This is a genomic window from Bradyrhizobium sp. NAS96.2 (genome assembly GCF_001908235.1).
Taxonomy (GTDB): Bacteria; Pseudomonadota; Alphaproteobacteria; order Rhizobiales; family Xanthobacteraceae; genus Bradyrhizobium.
In genome coordinates this window covers 1-15,400 of record NZ_LGHK01000129.1, presented here as the reverse complement: position 1 = coordinate 15,400, position 15,400 = coordinate 1, and the positions used below count along the sequence as shown (strand labels likewise).

The window sequence follows — 15,400 nt, the reverse complement described above, 5'->3', positions numbered from 1 at the left end:
CCGGCAGCGGGAACCGTGTTTGCGGCGACCGGCCGGCGGCGCGGCAGGGTCGCGCTGCTGCAGGGCTGCGCCCAGCAGGTGCTGGCGCCGCGCATCAATCAAGCCGCCATCAACGTGCTGACCCGGCACGGCGTCGAGGTGGTGCTGGTCAGGGACGAGCAATGCTGCGGCGCGTTGACCCATCACATGGGACAGGACGGCGACGCGCTGGCGCGCGCGCGGGCCAACATCACGGTGTGGCAAAGGGAAGCGGACCAGAACGGGCTCGACGCCATTCTGGTGACGACCTCGGGCTGTGGGACAGTCGTCAAAGACTACGGCTACCTGCTGCGCGAGGACAAAGCATTCGCCGAGCCGGCGCAGCGAATCTCGGCGCTGGCAAAGGATATCACCGAGTATCTCGGCACTCTCGAGCTCGCGCCTTCAACGCAGAAGGGTGACGTCACCGTCGCCTATCACTCGGCTTGTTCGTTGCAGCATGGACAGAAAATCACTCAACTTCCGAAAGAATTGCTTTCCAAGAATGGATTCGTGGTGAAAGATGTGCCTGAGAGCCATTTGTGTTGCGGTTCGGCGGGGACCTACAACATTCTCCAGCCCGACATTGCGAGCAGATTGCGCGATCGCAAGGTCGCCAATATTGCGCTTGTCAAACCGGACATGATCGCCGCGGGCAATATTGGGTGCATGGTTCAGATTGCCGGCGGTACGTCAGTTCCTGTGGTGCACACGATTGAGCTTCTCGATTGGGCGACAGGAGGTCCCCGGCCAGGATTGAATTGATCGACTGCCACTCGAGCATGATCCGGACCTCAGCCTTGCCCTGACGCAACGTCTCTGACGCAATGTGTCTGAAGCAATCTGAAGGACCGGCGCTTCCTCAGCCACAGACGCGAAGCGATCGCGCGGCCATCATGCCCGACAAGCGAAGTGGAGGGTGCCTCTCCCCGAGGTGCAGCCAACGTCCGGCAAGCGATCACTTCAATACGCCCGGCGGACGCACATAGCGGCAACAGGAGGACCACGATGGCGAAGTCGAAGAAGGCGAAGAAAAGCAAGAAGGCCAAGAAGGCCAAGAAGGCGGTAGCGGCCAAGAAGAAGTCGGCCAAGAAGTCCGCGAAGAAGTCGGCCAAGAAGGCTGCGAAGAAGTCTGCAAAGAAATCGGCGAAGAAGTCAGCCAAGAAGGCTGCGAAGAAAGCCGCGAAGAAGGCTGCTCCGAAGAAGGCCGCACCCAAGAAGGCTGCCAAGAAAGCTGCCAAGAAGAGCGCTCCGAAGAAGGCCGCCGCGCCGAAGCCGGCTGCCCCGGTCGCAGCACCGCCGGCGCCCGAACCTGCGCCGCAGCCGGCCCAGAGCTGGGCCACGCCGAGCCACGAGCCGGCGCCGAGCTGGGGTACTTCCGACGGCGAGCACCACTAACCGAACCTGCATTGGTTCACCTGATCGAAGCCGCAGCGGACGCCGCTGCGGCTTTTTCCGTATCGGCAGTCCGTAGTTTTGCGGGGCGGACGATTCGCGTCGACGCCGCCCGCAGCGCGTCGAACCGTTGCTCGTGCCGGGCTAAATGGGGGCGTTCAACCGGAACGGGAGCCTCGTTTTGTGGTGCAAATGCAACACCCGCCAACCAACGTGTGGCGCGACTGCCAGAACGCCTAAAAAGTCGGCAGATGCATGTCTTTTCGCCTTCTCCAAAACGGGGGTGCGTTTCAGATTGATCACACGCGATTTAGTTGCAGTCCGTTATCGCGCGCCCTGGGGGCCACCGGAGCTGGGCTGTCTGGAAAAGTAGATGGGGATCGTCATGAAGAAACTGGCTTTGTTAGCAACGGCGCTAGCAATGATTTCGAGCTCGGCAATGGCAGCTGACATGGCGGTGAAGGCCGTCAAGGCGCCGCCGCCGGCTCCCTTCGATCCCTGGGATATCGCCTTCGGCGCCGGCATCCTCAGCGACTACATCTTCCGCGGCGTCACCCAGTCGAACCACAATCCGTCGGTCACCGCCTATTTCGAGCCGCGCTACAACGTCAACAAGGACCTGCTGCTCTACATCGGCACCTCGACCGAAAGCATCTCGTTCGCCAACCGCGCCGCGGCTGAAGTCGACGTCTACGGCGGTATCCGTCCGACCTTCGGCGCCTTCGCCTTCGACATCGGTGTCTGGGGTTACCTGTATCCGGGCGGAACCTGCTACTTCGGCGCGCCGTTCGACACCGCCGGCAAGCCGCTCAGCCCGGAATGCGCAGTCAATGCTCTGGCGAACGGCAACGTCATGAAGAAGGACGTCTCGTTCTTCGAAGTCTACGGCAAGGCGACCTGGACCATCAACGACAACTGGGCGTTCACCATCAACGAATACTACTCGCCGAACTTCCTCAACACCGGCGCCTGGGGCAACTACTCCTCGATCATCGGCAAGTACACCGCGCCGAGCACCGTGTTCGGCTCGAGCGGCGTCGGCATGTACGTGTCGGGTGAGTTCGGCCGGCAGTGGCTCGGCACCTCGGACAGCTTCTACGGCGTCCCGGCGTTCCCGAACGGCATCAAGTATGCCGACTACAACACCTGGAACATCGGCATCGGCTTCACCTACAAGGTGTTCACGCTCGATCTGCGCTACTCCGACACCGACCTGTCGAAGGGTAATTGCAGCGCCTTCACCAGCGATTTCACGGCGGGCGGCACCACCAATGTCACCCCGATCAATCCGGGCGGCACGGGCTCCAATTGGTGCGGCGCGGCTGGCATCGCCAAGCTCTCGGTCGACCTGACCGCGATGTCCAACCTGAAGTAATCTCTCCTTCCGGAGACCGAGAGGGCGGCAGAGCAATCTGCCGCCCTCTTTTGTTTTCGGCGGCTTGGTTTTCGGTAGCCAGTGCCGGGGCTTCGATCTCACCTCTCCCCGCCGGGGAGAGGTCGGAGCGAAGCGCCGGGTGAGGGCTCTCGCTCTCTCGATAGGCCGTGACCCGTCACCCGATTTGCTGTGCAAATCGACCTCTCCCAAGGGAGAGGTGGATCGCGCCCGTGGCCCTCACTCCGCGCGCCTATGACGCCGGAGCCTCGATCCTATCGCGCAAGGTGAAGCGCTCGCCGTCACGGACCAGTGCGACGTTGTGCTGGTGGAACGCATCGAGCGTCGAGCGATGGCCGATCGACACCACCGTGGTGTCGGGCAGCTTCTCGGCGATCAGTCGGTAGAGCGCGGCTTCCGACGGCTCGTCGAGCGAGGCGGTCGCCTCGTCCAGGAACAGGAATTGCGGTGCATGCAGCAGCGCGCGGGCGATGCCGAGCCGCTGTTGCTCGCCGAGCGACAGCATCCGGTTCCAGTGCGCCTCTTCCCCGAGCCGCGCCGCGAGCTGCGGCAGTCCGACGGCGGTGAGGACCTCGCGGACCCGTCCCGCGTCGAATTTCGCGGCCTCGCCCGGGTAGACCACGGCGTCGTGCAGTGATCCGATCGGCAGATAGGGACGTTGCGGCAGCATCATCAGCGTGGCACCGAGGGGGACATTGATCGCGCCCTTGCCGAACGGCCAGATGCCGGCGATGGCGCGGAACAGCGTCGACTTGCCGGCGCCGGAGGGGCCGGTGACCAGGGTGCGTGCGTTGCCGGGAAGGCTGAAGCCGTCAGCTGCGAGCAACGGCTTGCCGTCGGGCAGGGTGACCACGAGATCGTCGAGTTCGATGCCGCGGCCGCCGGCGGGTCTGACGTGGATGATGTCCTGCCGCTGCGCGAGCGCATCGCCGCTGCGGATCGAGCTCTCGAAGCCATCAAGTCGTGCGACCACCGATTGCCATTCGGCCAGCGTCCGGTAGGCCGTGATGAAGAAGGACAGTGAATCCTGCACGCTGCTGAAGGCGGAGGCGGTCTGCATCATGCCGCCGAGCTGGATCTTGTTGGCGAAATAGGCCGGCGCGATCAGCACGTAGGGGAAGATCACGGCGGCTTGCGAATAGGTCGCGGTGAAGGCGGTCAGCTTCTTGGTTCGCTGCATGATGTCGAGCCAGTTCCCGACCACGAACCCGAACCGATCGAGCAACCGCGTGCGCTCGGCCGGCTCACCCTCGAGCAGCGCGATCTGCTCGGCGTTCTCGCGCGTGCGCACCAGGTTGAAGCGGAAATCGGCCTCGAAGCGCTGTTGCCGGAAGTTGAGGTCGACCAGCGGCCGGCCGATCAGGTGTGTCAAGGTTGTGCCGAGGATCGCGTAGATCAGCGCGCCCCAGACCAGATAGCCGGGAAGCGCGATGTCGTTGCCGAACAGATGCAGCGGCGCCTGATTGGACAGGCCCCACAGGATGACCACGAAGGACGCAAGTGTCACCACGGAGCTCAACAGTCCGATCCCGAGCGTCAGGGTCTGCTCGACGAAGCGCTGGGTGTCGTCGGCGATACGCTGGTCCGGGTTGTCGGCGGCATCGCCGAGCAACTGCATGCGGTAGTGGTTGGCATCGTGCAGCCAGCCGCCGAGATAACGCGTGGTCATCCAGCGCCGCCAGCGAATCTGCAGCCATTGATTGAGATAGAGCTGGTAGACTTTCAGGGCGATCCAGAACGCCGCGAGCACGCAGAAATAGCCGATCTGATAGGTGAAGACCGCCTGATCGCGCTCCTGCAGCGCGTTGTAGAAAACATTGTTCCAGCGGTTGAACAGCACGGTGAGAAAGACACTGGCAAGCTCGATGACAATAACCGCCGCAAGCAGTCCCCGGCCTGCCCATTTGTCATCGGAGTTGAAATAGGGCGAGGCGATGCGCCACACCGTCGCGAGCGTCGAGCGAATGTTTTTCACAGATTATCGTCTCCGGGGAAGGGGCCGCAAAGGCCTGAAGAATCGGGACAATCAGGGCGATCCTCGACTAAAGTCGTAGGTCTGGCATGCAAGCGTTGGCTTGTCCCGGCGATCGAGTCAACCCTAGCATGACGATAAAGGCGAGGGGCGGGGGACCTTCGATTTTTCGCGAGGATGTGAGCGATCCTTACCGATCGTTCATTCGCGAGCCGGGGCTACGACTTTTCCGACGGACTCCCGCAATCGCACCAGCGCGTCTGGCCGCACCGATGCCGGCGCGCTGCATAAAAATGTGGGAAGGATCCCGAGATGAACACCTGGAATCAAATCTACAATCCGCTGGGCAATGCGGGGCTGTCGACGATTGCCGCCGCGGTTCCCGTGGTCACGCTGCTGGTCCTGATCGCCAGCGGCAAGGTGAAGGCGCATATCGCCGCCATCATCGCCGTGATCGTGACCAACCTGATCACGATCTTCATCTTTGGCATGCCGACCAACATGTCGGTCCGCGCCACGCTGCTCGGCGTCGTCACCGGGTTCTTCCCGATCGGCTGGATCGTGCTCAACGTCATCTTCCTCTACCAGGTCACGGTGAGGTGCGGGAAGTTCGAGCTGCTCAAGCGCGCGGTCGGCGGCGTCACCGAGGATCGCCGCCTGCAGCTCTTGCTGATCGCATTCTCGTTCGGCGCCTTCTTCGAGGGCGCCTCGGGCTTCGGCACGCCGGTCGCCATCACCGGCGCGGTGCTGATCGGGCTCGGTTTCTCGCCGCTTGCGGCGTCCGGCCTGTCGCTGATCGCCAACACCGCGCCGGTCGCCTATGGTGCGCTGGGCACGCCGATCCAGGGTCTCGCCTCGGTCACCGGACTTGATCCTTACATCCTCGGCGCCATGGTCGGCCGGCAGCTGCCGCTGTTCTCGCTGATCGTGCCGTTCTGGGTGATCTGGGCATTTGCCGGCTGGCGCGGCATGAAGGAGATCTGGCCGGCGATCCTGGTCACCGGCGTGTCGTTTGCGGTCCCGCAATTCGTGATCTCGAACTACATCAATCCCTGGATCGTCGACATCGGCGCCTCGCTGATCTCGATGGGCGCACTGATCCTGTTCCTGAAGGTCTGGCAGCCGCAGCAGCTCTGGCTGTCGCCGAAACTGCGCGGCCGCGATGAATCGGCGGCGACGATGGCTTCCGCACCGCCGCTCGACAAGACGCCGCTGACCCAAAGCGAATTGTGGAGCGCGCTGCTGCCGTGGATCATCGTCTGCATCCTGATGCTGATCTGGGGCAACGGCGCCTTCAAGACCTGGGCCAACGCCAACTTCGTCTGGAACTATCCGGTCCCCGAGCTCGACAAGCTGATCTTCAAGGTGCCGCCGGTGGCCGCCAAGCCGACGCCGGAAGGCGCCGTGTTCGGCTTCACCTATCTGTCGTTCACCGGCACCGGCATGCTGATCGCAGCGATCATCTCGGGTCTGTTGATGGGCTTCTCGCCGCTCAAGCTGATCGCCGAGTATGGCCGCACCATCCGCCTCTGCGCGATCTCGCTGATCACGATCTCGGCGATGCTGGCGATCGGCACGCTGACCCGGCTCTCCGGCGTCGACGCCACGCTCGGTCTCGCCTTCGCCGCGACCGGCGTGCTGTATCCCTTCTTCGGCACCTTGCTCGGCTGGCTCGGCGTGGCGCTGACCGGATCGGATACCGCCTCCAACGTGCTGTTCGGCAATCTGCAGAAGATCACCTCCGAGCAGCTCGGCCTGTCGCCGATCCTGATGGCGGCGGCGAACTCCTCGGGCGGCGTGATGGGCAAGATGATCGACGCGCAATCGATCGTGGTCGCCTCGACCGCGACCAACTGGTACGGCCACGAGGGCTCGATCCTGCGCTACGTGTTCCTGCACTCGATCGTGCTGGCGTGCCTGGTCGGTCTGTTCGTGACCCTGCAGGCCTATGTGTATCCGTTCACGGAGCTGGTCTTGAAATAACGCGGCGAGGCGTCCGAGCGAAAATCCCCGCGGGTCACGAGCCCGCGGGGATTTTGCGTTTTCAAGCTATTTTCTCGCGCGGCCAAGCTGGCAAATCCCGGCCTCGTCTCATAGAAGGACGGCGGGCAATTTTTGGGAATGGCATGGTTTCGATGAAGCGGATTCTGAACGGCGGCATGGCCGCGTTGGCGCTCCTTGCCGCGGCTCTGGTCGCGATTCCAGCCAAGGCCCAGGAGGAATTCCCGTTCGGCTTCGTGATGACGCTCGACGCCGCGCGCATGCCGGGCTCCAAGCGGATCCCCTCGATCGAGGTCGGCGACAATGGCGAGGTGATCCTCGAGCTCTGGTGCGACGGCGGCAAGGGTCAGTTCTCGGTTGCCGGCAACACCATCGTCTTCGTTCCCGGCGCGATGGAGAACCGCACATGCACGCCGGACCGGGCGCAGGCCGACAAGGATCTGCTGGCGGCGCTTGGCGACATGACCAGCTGGCGGCGGCACAATGAAGAGGTGATCTTCTCCGGAAGCAAGTCGCTGCGCTTCCTGATCAACGGCAACTGACCGCGGTCGATCGCGTCGCGCAGGCATTCAGGGCGTCGCGACCAATCCGCTTGCGGTGGCGACGATCCAGCGATTGCCCCAGCGCACGATGGAATCGACGCGGCCAAGCCCGGGGACGACGTCGCCGCGCGCCGCCATCTTGACGCCCTCCGGCCCCTCGAGCACGGCGGTGCCGTCGCGGACCTCGACCACCGACCATCCGGGAATCGTGGCCGGCCGCGTCTCGGGTCCCGCCGCAAGCTGCGGTTTCGATCCGAGCATGGCGGCTTGCGCGCCGAGCGTCGTCGGCGCGGCCCCCAGCACCTGCGGGCGCGGGCTGGCGGGGGTGGTCTTCGGAATGCTGCCGGTGACCGATGGCTCGGCGTTCGACGCGGTCCGCCGCGGGCTCTCGCTCCTGCGGCTCGGCGGTGCCTCCGCAATGTGCGGGACGGGCGCTTCCTTCTGGGCCACCGGGAGCGGGGCGGGGCTTGCGAAGTCGTGCCAGTTGGCGCCGCCGGTCCATCCCAGCACGAAGCTTGCGGCGAGCGCGGTGGCGGCCAGCAGCGCGGTGCCGATGCGGTCGGCGAACGGCTCCCGCAGCAGCAGGGCGGCGTCGTGATTCTCATTTGAGACGCCCCAGAGGTCCGCCGCCTGCGCCGGCGAATGACCCTCCGTCACATCTGTCGGCCAGATGCTCTCAGGGTTGATCGGCTCGCGGTCTTGCATGGCGTGACCCGTGTTCGGTGACGCAAAGGATGATCCTCGAAACTAAATCGAGCCTTAATTTTCGGTGACCGAACTGCGGCAGCACGAAGTCTTTTGGTCGCAGGCCCCGTAAATTGACGGTACGTCACGCATGAGTACGGGCGCTATGAAGTCTTGTGAAGCCTTGGATCGGGCGCGCCGTATGCAGCGGTCGTTTCCGGACGTCGTCTCCGCAAAGCGGGTCGTTTCGGCGTGCGGTCACGGCTATAGCGGACGCATGCTCGATTTCGCCGCACAATATGAGGCCTTTTAGCGACGCGACCCGGCCTGGGACGGCATCGTGTTCGTCGCGGTCAAGACCACCGGCGTGTATTGCCGCCCGGTATGCCCGGCGCGCACGCCGCTCGCCCGCAACGTGCGGTTCTATGGCAGCGCCGTCTCCGCCGAGCGTGCGGGTTTCCGGCCCTGCCTGCGCTGCCGTCCCGAGGCGGCGCCGTTCTGTCCGGCATGGAAGGGCACCAGGACGACCGTCGAGCGCGCGCTGGCGCTGATCGAGGACGGCGCACTCGACCACGGCAACGTCGCCGCGCTGGCCGATCGGCTCGGCATCGGCGCGCGGCATCTGTCGCGCCTGTTCGCCGCGCAACTCGATGCCTCGCCGCTGCAGGTCGCGCTGTCGCGGCGCGTGCAGCGCGCCAAGTGCCTGATCGACGGCGGCGATCTTCCGCTCGCGCTGGTGGCGCAACGCGCCGGCTTCTCCAGCGCAAGGCGCATGAACGCCGCCTTCGCAAAACTCTACGGCCGCTCGCCCGCCTCGCTGCGACGGAAGCGGCCGCCAGCCGTCACGATGCAACCCAACGGAGACCAGCAATGGCCAAGAGCTACGGCACCGTCAGTGCCGAACAGAAACTCGGGATGAGCGGCCTCGACTTCGTCCAGGGGCTGGCCTCTGGCGCTTTGCCGCTCAACACCATCGCGCGGACTCTCGGCTATGACGTCACTGAGGCCGAGCGCGGCCGTGTCGTCGTCACGCTGCTGCCGACCGACGCGCATCTTAATCCGGCCGGCACCGTGCATGGCGGTCTCACCGCGACGCTGCTCGATAGCTGCATGGGCCTTGCGGTGCAGTCGACGCTCGACGCCGGCACCAGCCAGACCACGCTCGAGTTCAAGATCTCGCTGCTGCGTCCGATCACGCCCGACACCGGCCCGATCCGGGCCGAGGGCCATGTGCTCAATTGCGGCCGCCGCGTCGGCACCGCCGAAGGCAGGGTCACCGACGCGAACGGACGGCTGCTTGCGCATGGCACGACGACGTGCCTGATCTTTCCGGCTTGACGCGGAATACCGGGACAGACTGAGCCGGCACTGCACCCGGAGATGCGATGCCGGCCCAGTAACATTGGAACGTGTTTAGTCGACGAAGCGTCGTTTCAACCCGCGTAGCCACTCTGCTCGGGCAGGCGAATGAGGCCGAGCTGCAGCATCGCGGTGATCGCGTCTTCCTGTCCGAGCTCCTCGGCGATCCGTCCGTCCCGCACGCACAGCACGGTCGTGCCGGCGAACGTCATCTTACGGCCGGAAGCCGCGGGCAGCGAGCCGAGGCGGAAGTCGCTGAACGCGGGTCCGGTGTGCGTGCCGCCGCCTTCCCAGCGGCCGACGACTAGGTCGCCTTCCGCGACGAGATCGCCGACGCCCCAGAAATTCAGATCCGGAAACGCCTCGCGAAACTCGGTCATGAACTTCGTCACCGCGGCGCGGCCCTTCTTCGGTTCATGCATCGGGTAGTGCACGACAATGTCTGACGTCGCGAGTTCTTCGATGATGCGCGGATTCCAGGGGTTGCCCCAGAACTCCTTGAACCATCGGCCGACCACATTCTTGTTTTGCTCTGACATCTCATCGTCTCCATTTGCGCGTTGCCGGTATTGCGACCGGCGCTGTGTCGATGCGCGCATTAGGCAATTTGAGACGCGTGCCGCACCACCCGATTCCCGATCGGACGTGCTGTCAGCCTTCAGACGAAATTCCGCTTTGTCGATATGATGCTTGGCGCCGCTTCCCGAACGTCGTCGCGCAATCGGGAAGCGGGTGGCTCACCGCCACACCGACTTGTCGGCGTCCCAGCGCTGGCCCTTGAACTCCTTGAGCAGCGCGTCGATCGCGCCGTTGTCGTCCTTGGCCTCGCTGCCTTCCTCGTCGCTGCTGGAATCGTCGGACAGACTCAGCTTGGCGCCGGCACTGTCGTCCGATGTCGAGACGGTGGGGCTCGAGACCCACAGCATCAGTCTGTCGGAGCTGCCGGGCTTGTCGGGCGAGACGAGGGCGGTGACCTCGTAGTTCTGGGTGAGGCCGAGCGCAGGGTAGACCGCGCTCGGGCGCTTCAGCACCAGCTTGAGCTTGCCGGTGTTCGCATTCCATGTCGTGGAGGCGGGCTTTGCGACAAGCGTCTTCGCCAGCACGCCCGCGATCGCGGTTGCGAGCTTGTCCTTGTTGATCTTGTCGCCGTCGCGCCAGTCGGCGGCGGCGAAGCGGATGGTGCGGTCCATCTCGACCACGCCGCTGGTCCAGCCGGCCGCCGTGACGCCGGACGCCGATTTCACCTTGGCGAGCAGCGCGCTGGCGTGCTCGGGATCGACGGTGAGATTGATGGTCTGCTCGCCGGAGCGCATCGCATCGCAGGTCACCGAGAGGCTGGAGGTGCCGATCTCGACGGCCTCGCCCTTCAGGCTCTTGAGGAAGTCCGCCGCCGCATCGAGCTTCACCCGCACGCCGATCGATTCCGGCGAGACGTCGGTGAAGTCCTTCGGCTGCGGCGTGATGCCGTCCTCGGTGGCCTGGTTGTCCTGGAATTCCTTCTCGCTGAGATCGGAATTGTCCGTCGAGGCGACCTCGGTCACGGTCTGGCCGATCGTGATCTGGCCGCGGAACTCGAAACTGTCGCCGGTCTGCTTGCGGTTCAGCTTGATGGTGACCGGCTGCTTGTCGGCGACGCTCTGGGTGCTGCCGGACAGGGTCTGGCCGTTGACGGTGAGATTGGCGACGAAGCGGTCCTTGCGGTCGGAGCTCTTGTCGGCGGGATAGCAGACATCGAGCACCGCTGCGGTCACGGTCTTGCCCTGGCGGGTTTCCTTCAGCACGACGTCGGCATTGCCGTCCATCAGGCCGTCGATCGCGGTGAAATAGCGCGTCTCGGGTCCGCCACCGGCTGCCGGCTTCGTTTGCAGCTTCATCTGGGCGAGGGCAGGCGCCGAGGCGATGGCAAGACCGAGCAGCAGGAGCGGGAGCGCGCGCATACGATGAGTCCTCGAAGAGCAGAATCGGTTCCGTCGTAACTAGCAAACCTCCGTGTCATTGCGCAAAAAAGAAGGCCGCGTGACGGCGGCTGTGGCGTTTGGAACGAAGTGACTTCTGGCACTGTTTTGGCCGGACACAGCCGTCCGAAGCACAGCGGGCATGACGGATGGAGGCGCACCGTGCGTCACGCGCGGCCGTCAGGTTCCTCGCCGTTCTCCAGCCTGCCGCGCAGCGTCGTCACGACGCGGCTCACGGTTTCGATGTCCTTCACGGTCAGTCCGTCGGCGAGATTGTTCACCCAGGGCAGTTGGAGGCGCATCGCCGCGTCGAAGGCCTGCCGGCCCTTGTCGGTCAGCACCACAAGCTGGGCGCGGCGGTGATGCGGATTGGTCTCGAATGTGACGAGCCCGTCCCTTTCGAGGTCGTTGACGATGCGCTGCACGTTCTGCCTGGCGGCGCCGAGGTCGCGCGCCAGCCACGCGACCGGTTGCGGGCGTTCGGCGGTGACGATGGCGCCGAGGATCTGCCAGCGGGCACTGGTCAGCCCGAGCCCCGCCACCAGCCGGTCACCTGACGTGAACAGCAGGCTGTTGAGCCTGAACAGGTCGAGAATCAGGCCGCTCAGGGCTTCACCCGCCGGTGTTCGCTTGGTCTGTGGCATTTGTCACCATAGGTGTATATTGACATCATAATGTCAATATTGATATGTATCGATACGATCGAAATGACATCATAGCACCATATTAACGGAGCAAGCCATGCCGCATATGCGCCCCCTGGACCCCGCATTCCCGATCGACCGCCAGCTCGCGGTCGAGGCCACCAACGTCGTGCTCGTCAACCTCTTCACGCTCGATGCGGCCGACGAGGACACCTTCCGGAAGGCCTGGCAGGACGACGCCGCCATCATGAAGCGGCAGCCCGGCTTCATCTCGACCCAGCTGCACCGCGCGCTCGGCGACAGCCCGGCCTATCTGAATTACGCGGTCTGGGAATCCACCGCCGCCTTCCGTGCCGCCTTCATGAACCCGGAGTTCAGGGCCAAGCTCTCGGCCTATCCGGCCTCGGCGGTGGCATCGCCGCACCTGTTCCAGAAGGTCGCAGTGGCTGACATCTGCGTCGCTTAATTTCGTACCCACCCTATCCCGGCCCATCCACGGTCATTGCGAGCGAAGCGAAGCAATCCATCGGGCCGCAAGCGGAGAAATGGATTGCTTCGTCGCTATCGCTCCTCGCAATGACGTTCGTGCCAAGCATCGCAGCCCGTGGGCGAATGAAAAAGCGGAGCCTGGACGTTGCGTCAAAGATCGCTCAACCGCGGATCGCCATGAGAACAGCGAGCGTGGCGACACCGGTCAAGAAGGCTATGTCGAGAAATCGCAGCGGCGCCTTTGGACGATGACCGATCGAACCGGAGATGACGTAATAGACGCCATAGCCCGCGCCGAGAACGGCGAACGTCAGCGTCTGCTTGAACCAGAAGGTCACGACGACGGCAAAGTCGTCGCCGCCGTCCCGGACATGGGCGCCCAATGCGAGCACCACGCCGATCGCGTAGAACAGCGCGAGCGTTGTCGTCAGTGATTTGGCGTCGCGGGACATCGGATCGTCCTTACCTCTCGATCGTGATCAAATCGCAAAAAAGAAGGCCGCCCGGAGGCGGCCTTCGATCTCGATGCGGATGTGCAGCGGGGGGCTTAGAAGCCGCCCATGCCGCCCATTCCACCCATGCCGCCGCCCGGCATCGCCGGCGCCGCGTCCTTCGGCACTTCGGCGACCATGGCTTCGGTGGTCACCAGCAGTCCGGCCACCGAGGAGGCGTCCTGCAAGGCGGTGCGCACCACCTTGGCGGGGTCGATGATGCCCTTGTCGACCATGTCGACATAGTCCTCGGTCTGGGCGTCGAAGCCGAAGGTCTCCGACTTGTTCTCGAGGATCTTGCCGACCACGATCGAGCCCTCGACACCGGCGTTCTCCGAGATCTGGCGGACCGGAGCTTCGAGCGCCTTGAGCACGATGTTGATGCCGGCCTGGACGTCGGCATTCGGGTTGGTGAGACGGCCGACCGCCTTCTTGGCGCGCAGCAGGGCGACGCCGCCGCCGGGCACGATGCCTTCCTGCACCGCGGCGCGGGTCGCGTTCAGCGCGTCCTCGACACGGTCCTTCTTCTCCTTGACCTCGATCTCGGTCGCACCGCCGACCTTGATGACGGCAACGCCGCCGGCGAGCTTGGCGAGGCGCTCCTGCAGCTTCTCACGGTCGTAGTCCGAGGTGGTTTCCTCGATCTGCGCCTTGATCTGGCCAACGCGGGCGTCGATGTCCTTCTTCTTGCCGGCGCCCTTGACGATCGTGGTGTTCTCCTTGTCGATCACGATCTTGCCGGCGCGGCCGAGCATGTTCACCGTGACGTTCTCGAGCTTCATGCCGAGGTCGTCGGAGATCAGCTGACCGCCGGTCAGGATCGCGATGTCCTCCAGCATCGCCTTGCGGCGATCGCCGAAGCCCGGCGCCTTGACGGCGGCGACCTTGAGCCCACCGCGCAGGCGGTTGACGACCAGCGTCGCCAGCGCCTCGCCCTCGACGTCCTCGGCGAGGATCAGGAGCGGACGGCCGGACTGCACCACGGCTTCCAGCACCGGCAGCATCGACTGCAGGCCGGTCAACTTCTTCTCGTGCAGCAGGATGTAGGCATCCTCGAGCTCGGCGGTCATCTTCTCGGCATTGGTGATGAAGTAGGGCGAGAGATAGCCGCGGTCGAACTTCATGCCCTCGACGATGTCGACCTCGGTCTCGAGCGACTTGTTCTCCTCGACGGTGATGACGCCCTCGTTGCCGACCTTCTGCATCGCCTGCGCGATCATCTTGCCGATCGCGGCGTCGCCATTGGCCGAGATGGTGCCGACCTGGGCAACTTCCGACGAGGACGCGACCGGCTTGGCGCGCTTCTCGATGTCCTTGATCACGGCGGCGACCGCGGTGTCGATGCCGCGCTTGAGGTCCATCGGGTTCATGCCGGCGGCGACCGACTTGGCGCCCTCGCGGACGATGGCCTGGGCCAGCACGGTGGCGGTGGTGGTGCCGTCACCGGCGGTGTCGTTGGTCTTGGAGGCGACCTCGCGCAGCATCTGCGCGCCCATGTTCTCGAACTTGTCGTCGAGCTCGATCTCCTTGGCGACGGTGACGCCGTCCTTGGTGATGCGGGGCGCGCCGAAGCTCTTCTCGATGACGACGTTGCGGCCCTTCGGACCGAGCGTCACCTTCACGGCGTTGGCGAGCACGTCGACACCGCGCAGCATGCGGTCGCGGGCGTCTCCGGCGAATTTTACGTCCTTGGCAGCCATTGATTTGAACTCCTGGAAAAAAGCGTCATCCCTTGCATAACGGCTTTGCCGTTATTGCTCGAGGAGCGGGCCTTGGCCCGCGTCTCGAAGGATGAATTGTGAGGGCTCACCCTTCGAGACGGCAGCTTCGCTGCCTCCTCAGGGTGACGGAGAGAGGTGTGATCAGGCCAGCACGCCCATGATGTCGGACTCCTTCATGATCAGGAGCTCCTGGTTGTCGAGCTTGACCTCGGTGCCCGACCACTTGCCGAACAGCACGCGGTCGCCGACCTTGAGGTCGATCGGGATCAGCTTGCCGGCCTCGTCGCGGCCACCCGGGCCGACGGCGACGATCTCGCCCTGCGACGGCTTCTCCTTGGCCGAGTCCGGAATGATGATGCCGCCCTTGGACTTCTCCTCGGCATCGATACGCTTGACCACGACGCGGTCATGCAGTGGGCGGAAGGTGGATTTAGCCATGACGTTCCCTCTTGGAGGCTCGGTTTCAGGTCCGGTTCATCGAGACCGGCGTTGAATGCCGGCCCGGTCGGCGCAGGGCAGGACGCCCGGCGCATTTAGCAATCGTGGTGCGAGAGTGCTAATTGTGGGCCGGGAAATATGGCTTGGCGCAGTTTCTGTCAAGCAAACGGGTTAAGGCCTTGGTGAGGCCAATATAGGATGGTGGACCAGAAACCAAATCGTAGCGATGACGTAATTTTGTCAGACGTCATTGCTCCGTCTTAAGTTTTACGCTTGGCTGCAGGACGGGTGCGGCCGG

General features: G+C 64.3%; 16 protein-coding genes. 8 read left to right on the top strand and 8 right to left on the bottom strand.

Features of this window, described 5'->3' with window-relative positions; genetic code table 11:
• From AC628_RS26220 to AC628_RS26210, 3 genes are all read left to right on the top strand, one after another.
• On the top strand, window positions 1-783 hold a 783-nt coding region (locus AC628_RS26220; protein ID WP_245321310.1), incomplete at its 5' end, for a heterodisulfide reductase-related iron-sulfur binding cluster.
• 243 nt (window positions 784-1,026) lie between these two features.
• Window positions 1,027-1,416: a histone gene (locus tag AC628_RS26215; protein WP_074129708.1), complete on the top strand. Its 390-nt coding sequence runs from the start codon at window positions 1,027-1,029 to the stop codon at window positions 1,414-1,416.
• Between the two features lie 382 nt (window positions 1,417-1,798).
• A complete protein-coding gene (locus tag AC628_RS26210) occupies window positions 1,799-2,788 on the top strand; it encodes a TorF family putative porin (protein WP_074129707.1) in 990 nt (329 codons plus the stop codon).
• Window positions 2,789-3,038: 250 nt separating this feature from the next.
• On the opposite strand, the gene AC628_RS26205 is transcribed toward AC628_RS26210, so the two are convergent.
• Entirely contained in the window at window positions 3,039-4,781 is a 1,743-nt protein-coding gene (locus AC628_RS26205) for an ABC transporter ATP-binding protein/permease (protein WP_074129706.1), read from the bottom strand.
• A 309-nt stretch (window positions 4,782-5,090) separates the two neighbouring features.
• Here AC628_RS26205 and AC628_RS26200 point away from each other — a divergent pair, with 309 nt between their 5' ends.
• Together AC628_RS26200 and AC628_RS26195 are read left to right on the top strand one after the other, a co-directional pair.
• The gene (locus AC628_RS26200) at window positions 5,091-6,761 is read left to right on the top strand and encodes an L-lactate permease (RefSeq protein ID WP_074129705.1); all 1,671 of its coding nucleotides are present in this window, start codon (window positions 5,091-5,093) and stop codon (window positions 6,759-6,761) included.
• A 143-nt stretch (window positions 6,762-6,904) separates the two neighbouring features.
• The gene (locus tag AC628_RS26195; protein WP_074129704.1) at window positions 6,905-7,321 is read left to right on the top strand and encodes an META domain-containing protein; all 417 of its coding nucleotides are present in this window, start codon (window positions 6,905-6,907) and stop codon (window positions 7,319-7,321) included.
• Window positions 7,322-7,348: 27 nt separating this feature from the next.
• Here AC628_RS26195 and AC628_RS26190 read toward each other — a convergent pair whose 3' ends face one another.
• Complete coding sequence (locus AC628_RS26190) at window positions 7,349-8,026, bottom strand: hypothetical protein (protein WP_074129703.1); 678 nt, start codon at window positions 8,024-8,026, stop codon at window positions 7,349-7,351.
• Window positions 8,027-8,345: 319 nt separating this feature from the next.
• On the opposite strand from AC628_RS26190, the gene AC628_RS26185 reads away from it, so the two are divergent.
• The gene (locus tag AC628_RS26185; RefSeq protein ID WP_245321308.1) at window positions 8,346-8,924 is read left to right on the top strand and encodes an Ada metal-binding domain-containing protein; all 579 of its coding nucleotides are present in this window, start codon (window positions 8,346-8,348) and stop codon (window positions 8,922-8,924) included.
• Window positions 8,876-9,343 (top strand): PaaI family thioesterase, encoded by a 468-nt coding sequence (locus AC628_RS26180; protein ID WP_074129702.1) that lies wholly within the window; start codon window positions 8,876-8,878, stop codon window positions 9,341-9,343. Before AC628_RS26185 ends, AC628_RS26180 begins: the two co-directional genes overlap by 49 nt.
• A gap of 95 nt (window positions 9,344-9,438) precedes the next feature.
• Here AC628_RS26180 and AC628_RS26175 read toward each other — a convergent pair whose 3' ends face one another.
• The 3 genes from AC628_RS26175 to AC628_RS26165 all read right to left on the bottom strand — a co-directional run bounded on the left by AC628_RS26175 (window position 9,439) and on the right by AC628_RS26165 (window position 11,963).
• On the bottom strand, window positions 9,439-9,903 hold the full coding sequence (locus AC628_RS26175) for an ester cyclase (protein ID WP_074129709.1): 465 nt from the start codon (window positions 9,901-9,903) through the stop codon (window positions 9,439-9,441).
• A 198-nt stretch (window positions 9,904-10,101) separates the two neighbouring features.
• Window positions 10,102-11,301 carry a hypothetical protein gene (locus AC628_RS26170; protein WP_074129701.1) on the bottom strand — a complete coding sequence of 400 codons (1,200 nt, stop codon included), beginning with the start codon at window positions 11,299-11,301 and terminating at the stop codon, window positions 10,102-10,104.
• Window positions 11,302-11,486: 185 nt separating this feature from the next.
• Window positions 11,487-11,963 (bottom strand): MarR family winged helix-turn-helix transcriptional regulator, encoded by a 477-nt coding sequence (locus AC628_RS26165; RefSeq protein ID WP_074129700.1) that lies wholly within the window; start codon window positions 11,961-11,963, stop codon window positions 11,487-11,489.
• A 97-nt stretch (window positions 11,964-12,060) separates the two neighbouring features.
• Between AC628_RS26165 and AC628_RS26160 the strand changes: the two genes are divergently transcribed.
• Window positions 12,061-12,429: an antibiotic biosynthesis monooxygenase family protein gene (locus AC628_RS26160; protein ID WP_074129699.1), complete on the top strand. Its 369-nt coding sequence runs from the start codon at window positions 12,061-12,063 to the stop codon at window positions 12,427-12,429.
• Window positions 12,430-12,613: 184 nt separating this feature from the next.
• Here the strand turns inward: AC628_RS26160 and AC628_RS26155 are convergent, their stop codons facing one another.
• From AC628_RS26155 to AC628_RS26145, 3 genes are all read right to left on the bottom strand, one after another.
• On the bottom strand, window positions 12,614-12,904 hold the full coding sequence (locus AC628_RS26155) for a hypothetical protein (protein ID WP_074129698.1): 291 nt from the start codon (window positions 12,902-12,904) through the stop codon (window positions 12,614-12,616).
• Window positions 12,905-12,999: 95 nt separating this feature from the next.
• On the bottom strand, window positions 13,000-14,643 hold the full coding sequence (groL, locus tag AC628_RS26150; RefSeq protein ID WP_074129697.1) for a chaperonin GroEL: 1,644 nt from the start codon (window positions 14,641-14,643) through the stop codon (window positions 13,000-13,002).
• 162 nt (window positions 14,644-14,805) lie between these two features.
• Window positions 14,806-15,102 carry a co-chaperone GroES gene (locus tag AC628_RS26145; RefSeq protein ID WP_018269780.1) on the bottom strand — a complete coding sequence of 99 codons (297 nt, stop codon included), beginning with the start codon at window positions 15,100-15,102 and terminating at the stop codon, window positions 14,806-14,808.
• Window positions 15,103-15,400 lie beyond the last annotated feature (298 nt).